The 16161-nt window shown below is 60.8% G+C and carries 18 protein-coding genes and 2 pseudogenes; 7 read left to right on the top strand and 13 right to left on the bottom strand.

Annotation, left to right across the window (positions count from 1 at the left end):
- Positions 1-39 precede the first annotated feature (39 nt).
- Together AC04SG_RS02335 and AC04SG_RS02340 are read right to left on the bottom strand one after the other, a co-directional pair.
- Positions 40-447, bottom strand: a complete 408-nt coding sequence (locus AC04SG_RS02335) for a DUF427 domain-containing protein (RefSeq protein ID WP_488549758.1) — start codon at positions 445-447, stop codon at positions 40-42.
- A 110-nt stretch (positions 448-557) separates the two neighbouring features.
- Complete coding sequence (locus AC04SG_RS02340; protein ID WP_488549759.1) at positions 558-1454, bottom strand: alpha/beta fold hydrolase; 897 nt, start codon at positions 1452-1454, stop codon at positions 558-560.
- A 390-nt stretch (positions 1455-1844) separates the two neighbouring features.
- Here AC04SG_RS02340 and AC04SG_RS02345 point away from each other — a divergent pair, with 390 nt between their 5' ends.
- A complete protein-coding gene (locus tag AC04SG_RS02345; RefSeq protein ID WP_352558252.1) occupies positions 1845-2066 on the top strand; it encodes a KTSC domain-containing protein in 222 nt (73 codons plus the stop codon).
- A gap of 107 nt (positions 2067-2173) precedes the next feature.
- On the opposite strand, the gene AC04SG_RS02350 is transcribed toward AC04SG_RS02345, so the two are convergent.
- From AC04SG_RS02350 to AC04SG_RS02385, 8 genes and pseudogenes are all read right to left on the bottom strand, one after another.
- Positions 2174-2332, bottom strand: coding sequence for a hypothetical protein (locus AC04SG_RS02350; protein ID WP_488549760.1), 159 nt, complete (start codon positions 2330-2332; stop codon positions 2174-2176).
- 98 nt (positions 2333-2430) lie between these two features.
- The gene (locus AC04SG_RS02355) at positions 2431-2895 is read right to left on the bottom strand and encodes a DUF2231 domain-containing protein (protein WP_192259672.1); all 465 of its coding nucleotides are present in this window, start codon (positions 2893-2895) and stop codon (positions 2431-2433) included.
- A gap of 139 nt (positions 2896-3034) precedes the next feature.
- On the bottom strand, positions 3035-4285 hold the full coding sequence (locus tag AC04SG_RS02360) for an NAD(P)/FAD-dependent oxidoreductase (protein WP_488549761.1): 1251 nt from the start codon (positions 4283-4285) through the stop codon (positions 3035-3037).
- Positions 4286-4287: 2 nt separating this feature from the next.
- Positions 4288-5004 (bottom strand): methyltransferase domain-containing protein, encoded by a 717-nt coding sequence (locus AC04SG_RS02365; RefSeq protein ID WP_488549762.1) that lies wholly within the window; start codon positions 5002-5004, stop codon positions 4288-4290.
- The gene (locus AC04SG_RS02370) at positions 5001-6068 is read right to left on the bottom strand and encodes a type III polyketide synthase (RefSeq protein ID WP_488549763.1); all 1068 of its coding nucleotides are present in this window, start codon (positions 6066-6068) and stop codon (positions 5001-5003) included. Before AC04SG_RS02370 ends, AC04SG_RS02365 begins: the two co-directional genes overlap by 4 nt.
- A gap of 213 nt (positions 6069-6281) precedes the next feature.
- Positions 6282-6545 (bottom strand): annotated as a pseudogene (locus AC04SG_RS02375) (L,D-transpeptidase); the annotation flags it as partial.
- A 47-nt stretch (positions 6546-6592) separates the two neighbouring features.
- The gene (locus AC04SG_RS02380) at positions 6593-7780 is read right to left on the bottom strand and encodes an acetate/propionate family kinase (protein ID WP_488549873.1); all 1188 of its coding nucleotides are present in this window, start codon (positions 7778-7780) and stop codon (positions 6593-6595) included.
- Positions 7777-10188: a phosphoketolase family protein gene (locus AC04SG_RS02385; RefSeq protein ID WP_488549764.1), complete on the bottom strand. Its 2412-nt coding sequence runs from the start codon at positions 10186-10188 to the stop codon at positions 7777-7779. The genes AC04SG_RS02380 and AC04SG_RS02385 overlap by 4 nt, the downstream gene beginning before the upstream one ends.
- 311 nt (positions 10189-10499) lie before the next feature.
- Between AC04SG_RS02385 and AC04SG_RS02390 the strand changes: the two genes are divergently transcribed.
- From AC04SG_RS02390 to AC04SG_RS02405, 4 genes are all read left to right on the top strand, one after another.
- Positions 10500-12491 carry a protein-L-isoaspartate(D-aspartate) O-methyltransferase gene (locus tag AC04SG_RS02390; RefSeq protein WP_488549765.1) on the top strand — a complete coding sequence of 664 codons (1992 nt, stop codon included), beginning with the start codon at positions 10500-10502 and terminating at the stop codon, positions 12489-12491.
- A gap of 80 nt (positions 12492-12571) precedes the next feature.
- Positions 12572-12778, top strand: a complete 207-nt coding sequence (locus AC04SG_RS02395) for a hypothetical protein (protein ID WP_488549766.1) — start codon at positions 12572-12574, stop codon at positions 12776-12778.
- Positions 12779-12810: 32 nt separating this feature from the next.
- Complete coding sequence (locus tag AC04SG_RS02400) at positions 12811-13053, top strand: hypothetical protein (protein ID WP_488549767.1); 243 nt, start codon at positions 12811-12813, stop codon at positions 13051-13053.
- A gap of 53 nt (positions 13054-13106) precedes the next feature.
- Positions 13107-13577, top strand: coding sequence for a YbhB/YbcL family Raf kinase inhibitor-like protein (locus AC04SG_RS02405; protein ID WP_192259690.1), 471 nt, complete (start codon positions 13107-13109; stop codon positions 13575-13577).
- A 220-nt stretch (positions 13578-13797) separates the two neighbouring features.
- Here AC04SG_RS02405 and AC04SG_RS02410 read toward each other — a convergent pair whose 3' ends face one another.
- Together AC04SG_RS02410 and AC04SG_RS02415 are read right to left on the bottom strand one after the other, a co-directional pair.
- On the bottom strand, positions 13798-14229 hold the full coding sequence (locus AC04SG_RS02410; protein WP_488549768.1) for a hypothetical protein: 432 nt from the start codon (positions 14227-14229) through the stop codon (positions 13798-13800).
- Between the two features lie 135 nt (positions 14230-14364).
- Positions 14365-14673: a hypothetical protein gene (locus tag AC04SG_RS02415; protein ID WP_488549877.1), complete on the bottom strand. Its 309-nt coding sequence runs from the start codon at positions 14671-14673 to the stop codon at positions 14365-14367.
- Between AC04SG_RS02415 and AC04SG_RS02420 the strand changes: the two are divergent.
- Positions 14663-15148: pseudogene (locus tag AC04SG_RS02420) on the top strand (multicopper oxidase domain-containing protein); the annotation flags it as partial. The gene AC04SG_RS02415 and the pseudogene AC04SG_RS02420 overlap by 11 nt on opposite strands.
- Positions 15149-15256: 108 nt before the next feature.
- Here AC04SG_RS02420 and AC04SG_RS02425 read toward each other — a convergent pair.
- Positions 15257-15427 (bottom strand): hypothetical protein, encoded by a 171-nt coding sequence (locus AC04SG_RS02425; RefSeq protein WP_488549769.1) that lies wholly within the window; start codon positions 15425-15427, stop codon positions 15257-15259.
- Between the two features lie 280 nt (positions 15428-15707).
- On the opposite strand from AC04SG_RS02425, the gene AC04SG_RS02430 reads away from it, so the two are divergent.
- Positions 15708-16097, top strand: a complete 390-nt coding sequence (locus tag AC04SG_RS02430) for a hypothetical protein (protein WP_488549770.1) — start codon at positions 15708-15710, stop codon at positions 16095-16097.
- Positions 16098-16161 lie beyond the last annotated feature (64 nt).

The raw sequence follows: 16161 nt of genomic DNA on the forward strand, positions 1-16161 counted from the left end.
CTTCTGCACGTGGAAACTCTTCTCAGTCCGAAGACTGCCCTATTCCATGACATGTGGCGTGTGCCGTTTGTCCTCCAACGGGTCGACGTCGATGCGCGCCTTTTTCGGATCAAAAGCGCCATGGCGTGCGATGGCCCGTGCTGCCGCATCCGGCGTCTCGTATGCCCACATGAAGTCATCGGCCGAGCCACCGACAGCATGGACACGCCAATAGCTCGCTGTCCCCTTCAACGGAGACTTGCTTGTCGTGTTTGTCTTTTCGAAAAGCTCGAAATAGATGTCCTCGAAAGGGATATAGAACACTGGCTCATGTCCCTCTTCCCTGAGTACCTTCGCGCGCTCCGTGGCCGCGACTATGGCGTCGGAGAATCGCACCGTTACCGTGCCGGCAAACGGTTCTATGGTTAGTGGGTGGTGGTGTTCTGGAGTTGCGACTGGAGTTTGCATTAAGATTCTCCCTGGCTGGCGATTGATCGGGACCATGGAGACGAAATGCGCGGCGATGCATCAGGTTCCAGCTTGTCCGATGAAGCCGAATGACTGCCGAGCCAGGCGCTTTATCGCCTGCCGTAACTGTGGAGAAAGCTCGCCAACAGCCCAGAAACCTCTTGTGGGGCCTCACGTGTTGGGAAGTGCCCGACCGCATCCAGGACCACTCGTTTGTAGGGCCCGGTGAAATGCTCCTCCAGCCCTTCCGACGATGCGGTCAACACAACACGGTCATCGCCACCATGAAGCGTCAAGGTCGGCACGGTGATGATGTTGACCGATGCTTGCCGGGCGGCCAGCTCCGCGTAGCGGGGATCGGGCTCCGCCTCCCCCCAGCGAACCCGATAGGAATGCATTGTCACCTCAGGCCAATCCCGATTTTCGAAGGAGGCAGCCACTTCATCGAAAGTGGCATCGTCGAACCAGCCCAATGGGCTCCAGCTGTCCCATTGGAATCTGGCGAATTCCTTGCGGTTCTTTCTCACGAACTCGGCGCCGCGCGCCGTCGCCATGAACCATTGATACCAGAATGCTTTCGCCTGCTCAGGTGCTGGCGTTGCCGGCTTGCCGGGTTGCCAGCCAAGCGATAGCGCAGCACAGCAATTGATGCGATCCGGGAAAACCGACGCCAGGAGGTAGGAGATCCGTGCACCCCAGTCGTGCCCGACGACCGCAAAGCGGCTGAGGCCAAGGGCATCGGCAAAATCCAGTACGTCCTGCGCCATTGCGGCAATCTCGCCTGACCGCATGGTTTCCTTTGACAGGAACGATGTCCGTCCGAAACCTCGCAGCCACGGCGAAAACGTCCGAAAGCCCGCGTCATGAAGGACCGGCGAAATATGCGCGTAAGTGGCCGCATCGTCCGGACAACCGTGGAGCAGGACAACGGGCGGACCGTTTTCTGGCCCGGCTTCGAGATAAGCGATGCGCAGCAGTGGCGTATCGCAAGATGAGACGGGGTTCATTAGTTCTCCGACGCTGTAACCGGCTGAGGAGAACAGCTAGGGCAATCGACACCGTTGAAAAGGTCGTCCGAATTGTGCGGCCAAGCCCGATTTACCCGCAACCCTGTGAGCATAAGCGCCGCAATCACCCAAGGCACAGCGACCACCACATCATTTCCGCAGTCCACCAGTAGGAAGCGTTCCGGCCTCAGGGCACATGCTATTGGGACCTGAGGCTGCCTTGGGTCGACTGTGACGACGACCTGCCGCGTATCGACCGATATTCCAGAAAGCGCGATGCGGAATTCGGCAATCCGCGTGACAGGTAGTGAGTGGCGATGAAAACCGGCTGTCCGCAGTGGAACCGGACAATCCCCAGCGGGTTTTGTCCGAGCGACATCGGGTGCCGACATGCCATCGACTGTAATCCGCAACACGAACTACGACCCGGCGACCAGGATCCTCTCCGTCTGGTTCGTGCCGAGCGGTATTCGCTATGACTATGAGGACGTGGCACCGGCAACCTACGCCGCTTTCAGAAAGGCTTCATCCAAAGGCCGTTTCTTCAATGAATTCATTCGTGATCGTCACAAATATCACCGCTTTGGGGAACGGCAGGCCGTCGGGAAATGAAGTGCTTGGTCGCGGGCCGTGCGGGGTCACTGTCCTGACAGCTTCTGCTTGATTTTCTTTATCACGCCGTCGCGAGATTGATCCATGAAACGGTTCTCGATCCCGGCCTATTCAGACATGCGCACGATGTCCTCGAAGCCCGCGAGGTCGACGCTTGCTTCCGGCACCAGTGGCTTGCCTTGCCGCAAATCGTCGAGCGCCTGCTGCAGGGCATGGACAGCGCGGAACAAAAGCGTCGTCGGATAAAGGATCATGTCGTAGCCCATTTCATGCAACTCGGCAGGCGGTTGCCAGGGCGTGGCAGGTAACGGGCGGCGCTTCACCTCAGTGGAAGATCTTTAGTCGGGTTGCAAGCCGCGCCGGTTCAGCGCAATTCGTCCGAACCGTCAGCGACACCCACGCGATGCCGATAGACCATTTCCCATCCCTTCCAGCCTGTAAACAGCAAGATGAGAACCACTATCAACGAGAGGATCAGGCCAGTGGGAACCACAGCCGCCTCCCCATGTTCGTATCGGGAATACCAGTTGTAGAGTTCGATCAGGACGACGAGTATATTTCCCCCTGCATGAAGCCATGCCGTCGTGAGATTGCGAATCTGAACATCGCCCAGAACGTCGGTCAAGCCGGCAAGAGCGGCCAGGGCCGCCATTATCAGGCCCGCTCCGAGAAGCCACAGTGAACCGGTGACCCATCCCGGATTGCCTGTTCGCCAGAAGATCAAGTCGCAAACGAAGGTAGCTACAAAAAAAGCGATAGGGAATGGAATCAACATGGGATGAATTGGATGGCCGGCGACGCTGGCTGTGCTGTGCGGGTTGTGGGTCATCGTGATGCCTCCAAACAAATGTGGCGCGTGACGATCATAAAGCTCCGCTAAGCAATTGAGGCAAATAGCCTCAAAACCTTGGTAAAACGCTGGTTCCGATGGAATGTTCCATAACCTTGCTCGGACAATGCCGCGCGGATCACCCAAGACCGGGGATCGCCCTCGTCTTGCCGCTCATATGCGCGCCCAGTGTCAGTGCTCGCGGAAAATTCCGGACAGCCGCGCCTATCAATACCGCGCCTCCGGGACGCAGGGCCATTCCGGCGAGAGCCGCGGCCGCGTAGACACGCGTCGAAAACAGTCCTCTCCAGGCGGCCTGGTAGCGTCTGCCGGTACCTTCGCGCCCTGCCCGGTCGCTTGGCGCATCAGCGAGTTCCGTGGCTAGCAGCCAGCTGGACTGAAGTGCCATCGAGATGCCTTCGGCGATGATTGGATGAGACTCCCCGGCGGCATTGCCGACACGGAAGATATCGTTTTCATAACAGGCGCGGATGCCAGGCCGGATCGGTCCCGCTGCAAGCCACGGACCGTCGAGGCGGGCTCCGTCCAGAGCATCGCTCACCCCCCGGCAGGAAGTCATGAGATGGCGAAAGACCGCGTCAGCGGCCGACGGATGGCCATCCTGCCTAGGGTCATCAGGTTCGGAGCCACGGGTCTTGCGCAGCCGCGCGAGCATGTCACGCCTTATGCAGCACGAGATCGACAGCCGGCCATGATCGGCCAGGACCATGCCGCCATAACCGCCGGGAAATATCAGCAGAGACATCAGATCAGGCGCGAGTGATGCCCCGGTGAAGTGCGCCTTGAAGCCGAGCAAGTCCGACGGGTGGCAGACCTTTCCGAGCTGGCTTGGCAGCTGTCCCGGTTCCCAGGAGCCATGCGCGGCGACGACCACCGGAGCCCGCAAGAATGTCGTCCCGCCCCCGGAATTCTCGTCTTTTGCCTGAATTCTCACCGCTTGCATGCCGCCGTCCTGATCAATGGCGACAGCGCGGCAAGGTTGGAAGATTTCGGCGCCCGCCGATCGCGCCGCCTGCAGCAGTAAAAAATCCAGCATGTCCCGGCCCAGCGCCCGGCCGAAGGCGTCTTTTACAGGAGGCTCGTATTTTGCACGCGGCATCGGCGCCTCGATGCAAGTCGCGCCGGAAAAGAAGCCGACGCGGCGGATTTCGGGGCCGGCATTGGCGCGCCACGCCGCGCCGATCTCCAGCCGGTCGAGAAGCGCTAGATTGCTTGCCGAGATGAATTCGCCGCACACCTTGCGGCGCGGGAACATTTTTTTTTCCACAATCGCCACGGCCCACCCGCGTCGGGCCAGCAGCAGCGCCAGTGAGCTGCCCGCCGGCCCGGCGCCGACAACAATCGCATCGTGGGTGGATGGTCGCCTCATCGTCATCCCCAGCCGGCATGGGCGCCGGCGCCGCCGAAGACGTGCGAAAAGGGACCGGCACGCCGCTCCTCGAGTGGCCTGCCGCCGGCCGCAAGCCAGAGGTCGGAAAGCTCCTTGCCACGGAAGCCGGCGCGCACGCTTTGAGCCGCGTCATGTCGCGTGACGTCGTTGGCGCCGATCGCCGGGAGAAGACGGGTCGCGGCCAGCGCGAACCTTGCCCTCAGCGGTTCCGTCGCCAGGAGCAGCGGGGCTTTCCACGTCAGCAGTGAAAACAGACGCACGAGTTCGGCGTCATCGAAATGATGCAGGAACAGATTGACGGTGATCGCGTCGAACCGCTCGCCCCCGGTCCCTTCGGCCCAGTCGAAGACGTCAGCGGTGATGACTTCGGTGCTCCATCCCAGCCTGTTGAATTCGGCGAGGATTCCGGTGCTGGCAAGGCCGACGCGGTCGAGCAAGGTCAGTTCTACCTCGGGCCAGTGCCGTGCCAATCGCCTTCCGAGCTTGAGCATGAAGGTGCCGTCGCCGGCCCCGATCTCCAATATGCGGTGAGGCGGTCTCGGCAGGAATTTCCTGAGCAAAGACGCCATGATCGGCGCCTGAAACATCAACGCGTTGATCCATCGTAGGTCGCGGCGCGAGGCGAGCGCCCGCGGATCGTCGGCCGCAAGCCCGTCAAGGATTTCCGGGACGAGGCTGCGGTGACTGAGCGCGTTCATGACACGGTTCGAAAAAGCATGGTTTCGGCCGTCAGTCCGGGCCCGAACGACATACCGCAGCCGAGCAGTCCGGATGGGGCCTTCAGCATTTCTTCCATCACGAACATGACCGTCGCCGACGACATGTTGCCGTTTCGGCGCAGCACCTCGCGCGACGGCGTGAGCGCGGCGGGCGCGAGTTTCAGCGCCCTCTCGACGGCATCGAGGACCGAACGTCCGCCGGGATGCACGGCCCAGAGGTCGATCGCGTCCGGTGGCCGGTCGCCGAGAAAGGCGTCCTGGTTGCTTCGCAACACATCTTGGATCGCCGTCGGCACCTGGCCGGAGAGAACCATGTCGAAGCCGTGGTCGCGAATATCCCATCTCATCAGGTCGCGCCGCTCATCCGCGACCATGCAATGAAAGCTGTCGAGTTCAATGCCGGGCGGCTCGGCGGTGACAAGAGTTGCCGCGCAGCCATCCCCCCAGAGGCAGAAGGACAGCAGCTTTTCCAGTTCGGGGCTTTCCCTGAGATGCAAGGTACAGAGCTCGATATTGACCAGCAGGACCTTGGCCCGCGGATCCGACCTGACGATGTGGCGGGCAAGCTTGAGGCCGTTGATCGCCGCGTAGCAGCCCATGAACCCGATCATCGTGCGTTCGATGCCGTCCGGCAGGCCGCAGCGTTTGACCAGGTCCAAGTCGATGCCGGGCGCGGAAAATCCGGTGCAGGTGGTGACGATGAGATGGGTGATACGCGACGCCTCGTCGCCAAGGTGCAGCCCGTCGACGGCTTTTTGCGCCAGCACAGGGGCGGCTTCACCGAACATCGCCATTCTCGCGGCCGTTCCTGGAAACGCGCCGCGAATGAAGGTTCCGCTAAGGTCGGCGGATGGCCCTTCCGGGTCGAGAGCAGGTGCAAAGCAGGAATAGCGGCTCTCGATGCCGGCGAGGCCGGCCATGCGTTCGAATACCCTGCGGTGATTGGCGGCGAGCATGGAGGCCGCGAACCGCAGATAGAACCGATGAACCTCATGTTCAGGAACCGCTGTCGCAATCCGGTTGATATAGGCGCTAGCGGGCATTTCCGTCTCCCAGGGCTCCGCGCGCTGCATGGCGGATGCCCGAGTGGTCTTGCTCAATGGCACCAGTGTTAGCGCGCCTGGTTTGAGTTGCCTGTTCCATGAACGCTTCATAGAGCCGATTTCATCCCGGGCGGCCGCACCCGCCGCGGACACCATATTGGTCTCGCAATCGGGGACCGTGCGCTTCCATGTCGGTGTCGCGGCTGGCGAACGCTACTGCGGCCGCGTGTCGCCAGAGTCCGCCATCTCGTCCTTCAAGTTAACTTTCGTGCCCTTCTGCACCATCGCAGCGAGGTCTTCGACATCCCAGTTGGTCAGCCGGATGCAGCCATGCGAGAAGGTCGTGCCGAACTTGCCGGGTTCGGGCGTGCTGTGAATGCCGTAGCTTTCCATAGAGAGATCAATCCAGATCGATCCCACGGGATTGTTAGGCCCCGCAGCGATGGTGAAAGGCCGCTTGGTCCTCACTCCCTTGAAGAACGGCAAGGCTGGTCCCAAGGTGAGCAGAAGCCGGCTCGCTCGCCTTAAGTTGCGGATCCGACCTGCATCACCGCGCGGCTATGGCGCGCGATGACGCTTTCCTCGTCAGTCGCAATCACACGCACTTCCACCTTGCTGTCCGGGCGGCTGACGATCTCGGCGTGGGCGTCGTTGGCCAGCTCGTCGAGCGCCACGCCGAGCCAAGTCAATTTTTCGCACATCGACTTGCGGATGGACGATGACCGTTCGCCGATGCCGGCTGTGAACACGAGGCATTCGAAACCCCCCATGGTGTTTGCGAGCGCTGCTGCTTCCCGCGCGGCGCGGAAGGCGAAAAGCTCGATCGCCTCGCGGGCGCGGGGGTCGCTGCTTGCCTCCAGCATGCGCATGTCGCCCGAAATGCCGGATACCCCGAGCAGTCCGGATCTCTCGTAGAGCATTGTCTGCAACTCGTCTGCCGCCATGCCCCTTTCCAGCAGGAAGTACAACAGCACGCCGGGATCGATGGCGCCGCACCGCGTACCCATGACAAGACCATCCAGTGCCGAAAAGCCCATCGTCGTATCGACGCTTTTTCCCTCGCGCACAGCGCAAAGGCTTGCCCCATTGCCGAGATGAGCGACGATTGTCCGTTTCGCCGCGAGCGCGGGCGATATCTCGCTCAGCCGCCCAGCAATGTATTCATAGGAGAGGCCATGAAATCCGTAGCGCCGCAGCCCCTCCCGTTCATATTTTTGCGGCAGGGCAAAGCGCCGCACAAGCGGATCGATCGTGTGGTGGAACGCGGTATCGAAACATCCGACTTGTGGCAGATCCGGTTGCAATGCAGCTATCGCGCGAACTGGCGCGAGACTGCGAGGCTGATGCAAAGGCGCGAGTGCGGTCAGCCTTTCCAGGGCCTCAATGGTAGCGGGCGTCAGGCGGACAGGTTTGCTGAACTTGTTTCCGCCATGCACGATACGGTGGCCGATGCAGATCAGTTTTCTTCCACCAAGTTCGCCCTTCACCAAACGCAGTATTTCGGCAATCCCCGCGCCATGCGGAGCGTCCGCAGTCAACTGCCTATCACACTGCACTGTTCCATCGGCCGCCCTTGCGGTCAGTCTGGGCGCGTCGCCCAGATCCAGAGTGCCGCGCGAAACGAGCAGCTGGCCATCCGACGAGCCAAGATCGTATAGCGCGAACTTGACGCTCGACGAGCCGGCATTCAGCGCCAGGATCGACTGACTCATCGACCAGCCTTTGCCCTGTTCGCAGCCGGCCAACTCCATTTCTGGATCTCGGGCATGTCTTCGCCGTGCTCGCGGACAAAGGCCTTGTGCTTGGCCAGCCTGCCGTGAAGTTCGGCGGCGAGGCTTTCAGCCCTTTCGGCCAAGCCCGGCACGCGTGTGATCGCTGCAAGTGCGAGGTGGTAGCGATCGAGTTCGTTGAGCACCACCATGTCGAACGGAGTCGTCGTGGTGCCCTCCTCGCGAAAGCCGTGCACATGCATGTTGTCATGATTGGCACGACGGTAGGTAAGACGGTGGATGAGATAGGGATAGCCGTGATAGGCAAAAATCACCGGCCTTGTTTTCGTGAACAGCGCGTCGAAAGCCTGGTCGGTGAGGCCGTGCGGATGCTCGGTATTCGACTGCAACGTCATCAGGTCGACAACGTTGACGACGCGGATTTTCAGATCGGGGATTGCAGAGCGAAGAATGTCCGTCGCAGCCAACGTTTCCAGCGTCGGCACGTCGCCGGCACAGGCCAACACCACATCCGGCTCCTCGCCTTTTGAAACCGTGCCGGCCCATTCCCAAATGCCCGCGCCGGCCTTGCAGTGCGCTTCAGCGTCTTCGATAGACAGCCATTGCGGCGTCGGCTGCTTGCCAGCGGTAATGACATTGATGCGGTTGTAGGTTCTCAGGCAATGGTCGGTGATCCACAGCAGCGTGTTGGCATCCGGCGGAAAATAGAGCCTGACCGTGTCGGCCTTCTTGTTGGCGACAAAGTCGGCAAAGCCCGGGTCCTGATGACTGAAGCCATTGTGATCCTGGCGCCAGACATGAGAGGTCAGCAGGTAATTGAGCGAGGCGATCGGCTTGCGCCAGGCAAGCTCGCCGGAGGTTTTCAACCATTTCGCATGCTGGTTGACCATAGAGTCGACGATGTGGATGAACGCCTCGTAGCATGAGAAGAGACCGTGGCGGCCGGTGAGCAGATAGCCTTCCAGCCAACCCTGGCAAAGATGCTCGCTGAGTACTTCCATGACACGGCCGTCGCGGGAAAGATGGACGTCGTAGGGTTCGATGCGTTCCATCCAGATCCGATCCGTGACCTCGAACACATCGTCAAGGCGATTGGAAGACGTCTCGTCCGGTCCCATCAGCCGGAAATTCCGCGCTTTGGCGTTAAGGCGAAAGACCTCGCGAAGATAGCCACCACAAATCCGTGTCGCTTCGGCAATGACGCCTCCAGGCCTAGGCACTTCGAGCGCCAGACTTTTCCAGTCCGGCAGCGCCAGGTCGCGCTTCAACAACCCGCCATTCGCGTACGGAGTTGCGCCCATGCGCTTTGTTCCAGTTGGAGCAAGGGCCGCGAGTTCGGGCAGCAGATGTCCACCCTTGTCGAACAGCTTTTCCGGTTCGTAGCTTCGCATCCAGGTCTCGAGGATCTTGCGGTGCTCGTCATTGCCGCGGGCATTCGATACCGGCACTTGGTGCGAGCGCCAGAAACCCTCGACTTTTTCGCCATCGACCTCCTTCGGACCAGTCCAGCCCTTGGGGCTGCGCAGGACGATCATCGGCCACTGCGGACGTTCGCCACGCCATCCCGGACCTCGCGCCTGTTCCTGAATGGAACGGATCCGATCGAGCACCCTGTCGAGCGCCTTGGCCATCGCCTGGTGCATGGCGACCGGCTCATGGCCTTCGACAAAGAACGGTTCGTAGCCACAGCCGGTGAAGAGGTTGCGCAGCTCCTGGTCATCCATGCGGCCGAGGATCGTCGGGTTGGCGATCTTGTAGCCGTTGAGATGAAGGATCGGCAGCACCGCGCCGTCCGAGGCTGGGTTCAGGAACTTGTTGGAATGCCAAGCTGTCGCGAGCGGACCGGTTTCGGCCTCGCCGTCGCCAACCACGCAGGCAACCACCAGATCCGGATTGTCGAATGCCGCGCCGAAAGCATGGACCAGGGCATATCCGAGTTCGCCGCCCTCATGAATGGAGCCGGGCGTTTCGGGCGCCACATGACTTGGCACCCCGCCTGGAAAGGAAAATTGCCGGAACAGTTTTCTCAGGCCGTCTTCGCCTTGGCCGATATCGGGGTAGATCTCCCCATAGGTGCCCTCTAGCCAGGTATTGGCGACCATTGCCGGACCGCCATGTCCTGGACCGCAGATAAACAGCACATCGAGATCACGCTCGCGGATAAGTCGGTTCAGATGCAGGTAGAGGAAATTGAGGCCCGGTGTCGTACCCCAATGGCCGAGCAACCGCGGCTTGACGTGCTCGGCTTTCAAGGGTTCGCGCAGCAGCGGATTGTCGAGCAGATAGATCTGGCCAACCGAGATGTAATTCGCGGCGCTCCAGTAGCGGTTCATGAGATCGATCCGTTCGAGGCTGATCGCCTGCGTCGTCGCGGCAGCCTTGTCGTTCATCGCCCAGTCTCCAGTATCAGCTCTCCAGCATCAGTTCGCTGGAGATAACTGGAGCGACTTCGCGCCTTAGCAAGCCCAAATTGGCGATGGCGTACGAAGCAATGGCCCAGCGCCGCTTGGGCAGGAAACCGTCGGCGTCTCCAAAGGGTCCATGGACTTGTCTTGCAATACAGAAGGAACTTTGAGGCCCTCCAGCGGTTAGAGGCATGAACCGCGAGAAAGCCGCTGAAGGCAGAGGACGTGGCTGATCGGCTATTGTCGAAAGATATCCTTGAACGTTGCGGACAAGCGGCCGCCAAAGGGAGCTGAAAATGCTCGATCTTCCTCGTGCTCGCGACCGAATGGTCAATGTTCATATCGGCCGGCGTGGCATCCGCGATCGCGCGATCCTGCAGGCCATGCGCGAAGTTCCGCGCGAGGCTTTCGTCGATCCCGGCTTCGAAGAATTCGCTTATGAAGACGGGCCACTGCCCATCGCTGACGGCCAGACCATATCGCAACCCTACATCGTCGCGCTCATGATCGAGTTGGCGGCTGTCAAGGCTGGTGACCACGTTCTGGAGGTTGGCACCGGCTCGGGCTATGCGGCGGCCGTGATGAGCCGAATCGTCGAACAGGTCTACACGATCGAGCGTCATCCCGGATTGGCCGAAACCGCGAAGCGTCGGTTTGAAAGACTTGGCTACGAGAACATCGCGGTCAGGACTGGCGACGGCACCAAGGGCTGGCCGGAGGCAGCGCCCTATGACGCCATCGTGGTGGCGGCCAGCGGACCCGGCGCGCCGCTCGCCCTGCAAGAGCAACTCGATGTCGGCGGCAGGCTTGTCATTCCGGTCGGCGACGATCTGGATTCGCAACGTCTGCTCAAGGTCACCCGAACAGGCGCCGCGACTTACAGTGAGGAGGATTTCGGCGGCGTGCGGTTCGTCGCTCTCATCGGTGAGCAGGGCTGGGCCGAAAGCGGCGAAATCGCCGAGGTCGATCGTCCTCTGCGACATCCGCCCCCGGTCAGCCTGCCGGATATGATCGCGGCGGCGGCCGAACCGCTTCCGGATTTCGACGATCCAGCCTTCGGCGATATGTTCGATCGGTTCGCCGACCGGCGTGTCGTTCTGCTTGGCGAAGCAAGCCATGGCACATCGGAGTTCTATAGGGCGCGCGCGGCAATCACCCGCAGGCTCATCGAGAAGCACGGTTTCAAATTCGTTGCGGTCGAGGCGGATTGGCCTGATGCCGCAGCGATCGACCGCTACGTTCGCCACCGCAAGCCGCGAGCGGGGGCGGTTGCACCATTCCAGCGGTTCCCGACCTGGATGTGGCGCAACACCGATGTGGCGGCTTTCACCGACTGGATGCGTCACCACAACGAGAAGCTCGAGCCATCCAGGCAAGCAGGGTTCTACGGCCTCGACATCTACAACATGAGCGGGTCCATAGAAGCGGTTCTCGACTATCTTGACCGGGTTGATCCGCAGGCCGCAAAGATCGCCCGCGAGCGCTATGGCTGCCTGACCCCGTGGCAAAACGAACCGTCCACTTACGGCCGGGCGGCGCTGACCTCGGGCTACCAGGAATGCGAGCGGGCCGTTCTCGAGCAATGCCGAGATCTGCTCGCCAGGCAACTGGACTATGCCCGACAGGACGGCAACGACTTCCTCGATGCCGCTCAGAACGCCCGGTTGATAGCCTCCGCCGAACGTTATTACCGGATCATGTACTATGGCGGCGCACAAGCCTGGAACCTGCGCGACACGCATATGTTCGAAACGCTGGAACATCTGCTGGACGCCAACGGGCCGAATTCCAAGGCGGTTGTTTGGGCGCACAATTCGCATATCGGAGATGCCCGCTACACCGAAATGGGCATTGTCCGCGACGAGTTGAATATCGGCCAGCTTTGCCGGCAACGATTCGGCGACAAGGTTGCCCTGGTCGGTCTGGGCACGCATTCCGGCACTGTAGCCGCCGCCTCCGGCTGGGGCGAGGAGATGAAGGTGAAGCAGGTGCGGCCCTCACACGCCGACAGCTACGAGCGGCTTTGCCATGACTGCCGCATTCCGCGTTTTCTGCTCGACCTGAATCGCGACGAGGCGCTGCGCGAGCGGCTCCTGGAACGCAGGCTGGAACGCTTCATCGGGGTGATCTACCGGCCGAAGACCGAACTGCGCAGCCACTATGCCGACGCCTCCCTGCCCCAGCAATTCGACGCCTTCGTATGGTTCGACAAAACCACTGCGGTGACGCCGCTTGGCCCGGAGCATGCAAGAGCTGGTGTTCCGGACACTTATCCGTTCGGACTTTAGCCGTCGGCGAACGGCAAATGGCCCGGAACATTTCAGCCGGCCTGTGGTTTTGAAACCGAACCTGTCGAAGGAGCTGTCTCATGACCACGACCAGACATCCAAAGTGGAAAAAACCGAGCGATGCCGACCTTGCGAACAATCCGGGCATCGGAACCTCCAAGGGCACGATCAAGGAAGGCGACGAGCTCGACCTTGAAGGGGAGAACACGATCGAAGGCGATGTCGAGAACGACACGACGGCCGCCGGCGGGATCAATCCAAGGCAGAAAATGCGAACGAACAAGTAGCGTGCCCAATTGCGCGAAAAGGGAGGCTATCGATGGCCGGAAACAAAACCCACGAGCAAAGGCTTCGCGTAATCGAAAAGCGCGAGAATACCAAGAATGCCGGCAAGGGCTTCGACGCGAAGACGGAGCTGGAAAAGACCGACGCTGAGCGCGCAGCCTCGTGGCAGGACAACCTCAGACCCAAGCTGAGGGATATTGCCGACCCCGATGATCGGAACATCATCCGCGGAAAGAACCAGGAAAGTTCTCACAACAAGCGTCTGGGAGGTCGTTGAGGTCGACCCCATGCACCGACATCGGCGTAGCAACCCTCCCGAAGGAGCAACTCATGCCACTCACGCTCAGCAGTTCCGCCTTTGCCGAAGGCGCAAAAATCCCTGAAAGATATACGCGGGACGGCAAGAATGTGTCTCCACCGCTCAAGTGGTCGGGGGCACCTGATGATACAAGGAGCTTCGTTCTCGTCGTCCAGGATCCGGATGCGCCAAGCGGAACATTCGGCCATTGGGCGGTGTTCAACATGTCCCCGGACACCCAGGAGCTTCCCGAGGCGGCAAGCGGCAAGCCGGGTCCGCAGGCCCTAAGGCAGGCGACGAACGATTTTGGCAACGCCTATTATGATGGCCCTCAACCACCGGTCGGACACGGCGTCCATCACTATCATTTCCAGCTGGCCGCGCTCGACACACCAAACCTTGCCATCCCGGCAAGCGCCGGCATCCAGCGTATCTGGCAGGAAGCGCAAAAACATCTGCTCGAGCAGGCAGAACTCGTCGGAACGTACGAACGGATTCGATGAGTTGCATCCAGGCTATGGTTGGTTCTCGCGGCCGGCGGGCCATTGTTGCTGGTTATATTGACGGCCTATGTCGTGTTAACACGCCGCCGCCCTGGCCCCGCTGAACGTCGGAAAGTGACTGCGTAACTGACCGGCTGTGTCGCCAGAACAGGCGCTGATCCAGAAATGGGGCGGTCGGGAATCGCACGGCTGCGGGCACGCGACAATTCCCAACTCTTGGTCAGTGCATGATCCTTTGCCTCAACCATGCGAGAAACCTGTTCCCGCCGATCACTGCGCGGACCCGAGCGGCGGCCCACCGTGCTGTCATGGTAGCGCCTACATGACAATCGCAGACGATGTCGTGCAGTTGCCGGTCATTCAGTTCGAAGAAGCGCTTGGCCTCGCCATACGTGTCATCCCTTAGGCCCGACGCGCGTAGCACCGTGTCTTCGAAGGCAACAGCAATTGCAGACCCTTCGCCGCGTGCCATGGCACGTGCCTCCGGGTGCAGATGTTCGGTGCCTGTAAATGCGCCAAGGCATCGTTCGGGATTCTGCTCGAGAAGTTCAGCCCAACGCGCGATGCGCTCGTTTCGTGTCATTTCCAAATGTGGCGCCGAGGGCTCAATCCCGGCGATGGCATGCAGTTGGTCGAGTGTCTGATGTTTCATGGTCCGCTCCTGTTGCGATAAGCGCCCACGCCTTCAGGGGAATTACCGCGCGGCGATGCTTCGACAAGAGCGGAAGCTGACAGAATTCATCACTGCCAAATTCAACCGGCTGGATCGTAAACGCGCCGGCCGCGTTCATCGAAAAGAGGTGGCTATCACCAGCCACGGATCCAAAATCAGATTCTGCCCATGCTCGTCCAGCCGATCGACTATTTTCTTGTTGTCTGGTTCACTCTTGCCGCTGCCTCGACGCTCTATGTCGGCATAGATCAGTACCGCAACAATCCCGAACCGGTGGTGATGAAATGGGGGTTCATCCTGGTGACCCTCTACATGGGTCCACTCGGCCTGCTGCTGTATGTGCTCGCCGACAAGGAGCCGCGACAGGGCGAGCACGAGGACTTCACCCGGCCACTGTGGAAGCAAGGCGTCGGCGCTGATCATCGATCCCGCCGATCCCGCCGACGAAGTTCAAGCCGACCACGACTACGTGATCGAGCTGCAGGAGTGGCTGGTGCGCGAAGGGCTGACCTACCCGTCGATGCCGATGGACGGCGGCATGCCAAACTTCTTCACCATCAACGGCAAGGCGTATCCCGCGACCGAGATGATCCGCATGAAGGTCGGCGAGACGTTAAAGGTGCGCTTTATCGGCACCAACAACGGCTTCATCCACCCGATGCATATCCATGGCGGGCCGTTCGAGGTCGTCGCCCGCGACGGCGAGACGATCCCCGGCTCGGCCCGCTTCCTTGCCGACACGATCAATGTCGGGCCGGGGCAGCGCTATGACGTCGTCTGGAAGGCGCAGCGTCCCGGAAAGTGGCTGATCCACTGCCACATCCCGCACCACACGACCAACAACAATGTCGAGGACAAGGGCGGTGGCGGGCTGATGGTCGTCATCGACGTCAACTAGCCGACACTGAGGCCATGGCCTCAATGCCGCGCTCGGCCACAGAGCGTCGGCCCTATATCGACGTTTGCAAATCCGCCGGAGCCTTCCGCAGGTTGCACTTATCGCGCCCTACTTCTTGATGATGTTTCCATTGCACAGGTCGAATGCCTCGGCACCGCGAGCCTGGCGGTAGAAATCGTCCTGCAGTTCACCCCATTCGCCCAGGAAGGCACCGCACTTGCTGCAATGGATTGGCGTCGACCCCGTGGCGTTGTCGGGAATGTCCCGCAAGCCTTGCAATCGAGTTTGTCGCCCAATGGGCGTCCCATTTCCCAATGATCGCGCATTCTCACGCAGGAGCCAATTGTCGGTTTCGTACGAAGTGGTGCCGGCCGCCTTGTGAGCACATCGATAACTGGCCCTGTTCGAGATGGAGATCAGTGATGGTGCGATTCGTACAAAACCGGTTGGCCGATAAGGGGCAACAGATGAAATTGCCCAACACGGCCGACCCACGGAACCATCGCCCGGTATAACGGTTGTGTCTGCAATCGTCCTGGGAGACATGCAAGGAACGATCATGCGAATATTGACGATAGTCGCCGCGCTTTCCGGTGCGGTCATCGCGCAGCCTCTCTACGGGCAAACCATCGGCCCGCAGGCCCCACAGATGACACCGCTGGAGCCGCTGCCGGACCAGATACAGCCCGAGCAAGGGGCTCCTGGCGAGAATTTCACCGATGTTGCCATCGTCGCCGTCGAGGATCTACCTGCGGAAATCAAGGCACAGGCGGAAGCCGTGATTACCCAGACCAGTGCGCAAGATCTGCTGCGTCTGCAGAACTCCATCGATGCATCGCCTCAGGCAACATTGGCGCTGAGGGCGAACGGGCTCAACTCTTCACAGGTCGTGGCCGCCAACATCGATGGCGATGGTACGCTGACGCTGATCATCCAGACGACAACTTGATCGGCCACCCGAACCATACGGCGACGCCGTGAAGCAACGAAACACAGATGTCGCGGAGAGCCGC

Source organism: Mesorhizobium sp. CNPSo 4684 (genome assembly GCF_057784315.1).

Coding starts and splice junctions, on each gene's coding strand:
- AC04SG_RS02340 (WP_488549759.1), bottom strand. CDS start 1,454: ATGAACCCCGTCTCATCTTGCGATACGCCACTGCTGCGCATCGCTTAT.
- AC04SG_RS02335 (WP_488549758.1), bottom strand. CDS start 447: ATGCAAACTCCAGTCGCAACTCCAGAACACCACCACCCACTAACCATA.
- AC04SG_RS02350 (WP_488549760.1), bottom strand. CDS start 2,332: ATGGGCTACGACATGATCCTTTATCCGACGACGCTTTTGTTCCGCGCT.
- AC04SG_RS02390 (WP_488549765.1), top strand. CDS start 10,500: ATGCTCGATCTTCCTCGTGCTCGCGACCGAATGGTCAATGTTCATATC.
- AC04SG_RS02400 (WP_488549767.1), top strand. CDS start 12,811: ATGGCCGGAAACAAAACCCACGAGCAAAGGCTTCGCGTAATCGAAAAG.
- AC04SG_RS02415 (WP_488549877.1), bottom strand. CDS start 14,673: ATGATCAGCGCCGACGCCTTGCTTCCACAGTGGCCGGGTGAAGTCCTC.
- AC04SG_RS02370 (WP_488549763.1), bottom strand. CDS start 6,068: ATGCCCGCTAGCGCCTATATCAACCGGATTGCGACAGCGGTTCCTGAA.
- AC04SG_RS02355 (WP_192259672.1), bottom strand. CDS start 2,895: ATGACCCACAACCCGCACAGCACAGCCAGCGTCGCCGGCCATCCAATT.
- AC04SG_RS02380 (WP_488549873.1), bottom strand. CDS start 7,780: ATGAGTCAGTCGATCCTGGCGCTGAATGCCGGCTCGTCGAGCGTCAAG.
- AC04SG_RS02345 (WP_352558252.1), top strand. CDS start 1,845: ATGCCATCGACTGTAATCCGCAACACGAACTACGACCCGGCGACCAGG.
- AC04SG_RS02405 (WP_192259690.1), top strand. CDS start 13,107: ATGCCACTCACGCTCAGCAGTTCCGCCTTTGCCGAAGGCGCAAAAATC.
- AC04SG_RS02365 (WP_488549762.1), bottom strand. CDS start 5,004: ATGAACGCGCTCAGTCACCGCAGCCTCGTCCCGGAAATCCTTGACGGG.
- AC04SG_RS02430 (WP_488549770.1), top strand. CDS start 15,708: ATGCGAATATTGACGATAGTCGCCGCGCTTTCCGGTGCGGTCATCGCG.
- AC04SG_RS02395 (WP_488549766.1), top strand. CDS start 12,572: ATGACCACGACCAGACATCCAAAGTGGAAAAAACCGAGCGATGCCGAC.
- AC04SG_RS02360 (WP_488549761.1), bottom strand. CDS start 4,285: ATGAGGCGACCATCCACCCACGATGCGATTGTTGTCGGCGCCGGGCCG.
- AC04SG_RS02410 (WP_488549768.1), bottom strand. CDS start 14,229: ATGAAACATCAGACACTCGACCAACTGCATGCCATCGCCGGGATTGAG.
- AC04SG_RS02385 (WP_488549764.1), bottom strand. CDS start 10,188: ATGAACGACAAGGCTGCCGCGACGACGCAGGCGATCAGCCTCGAACGG.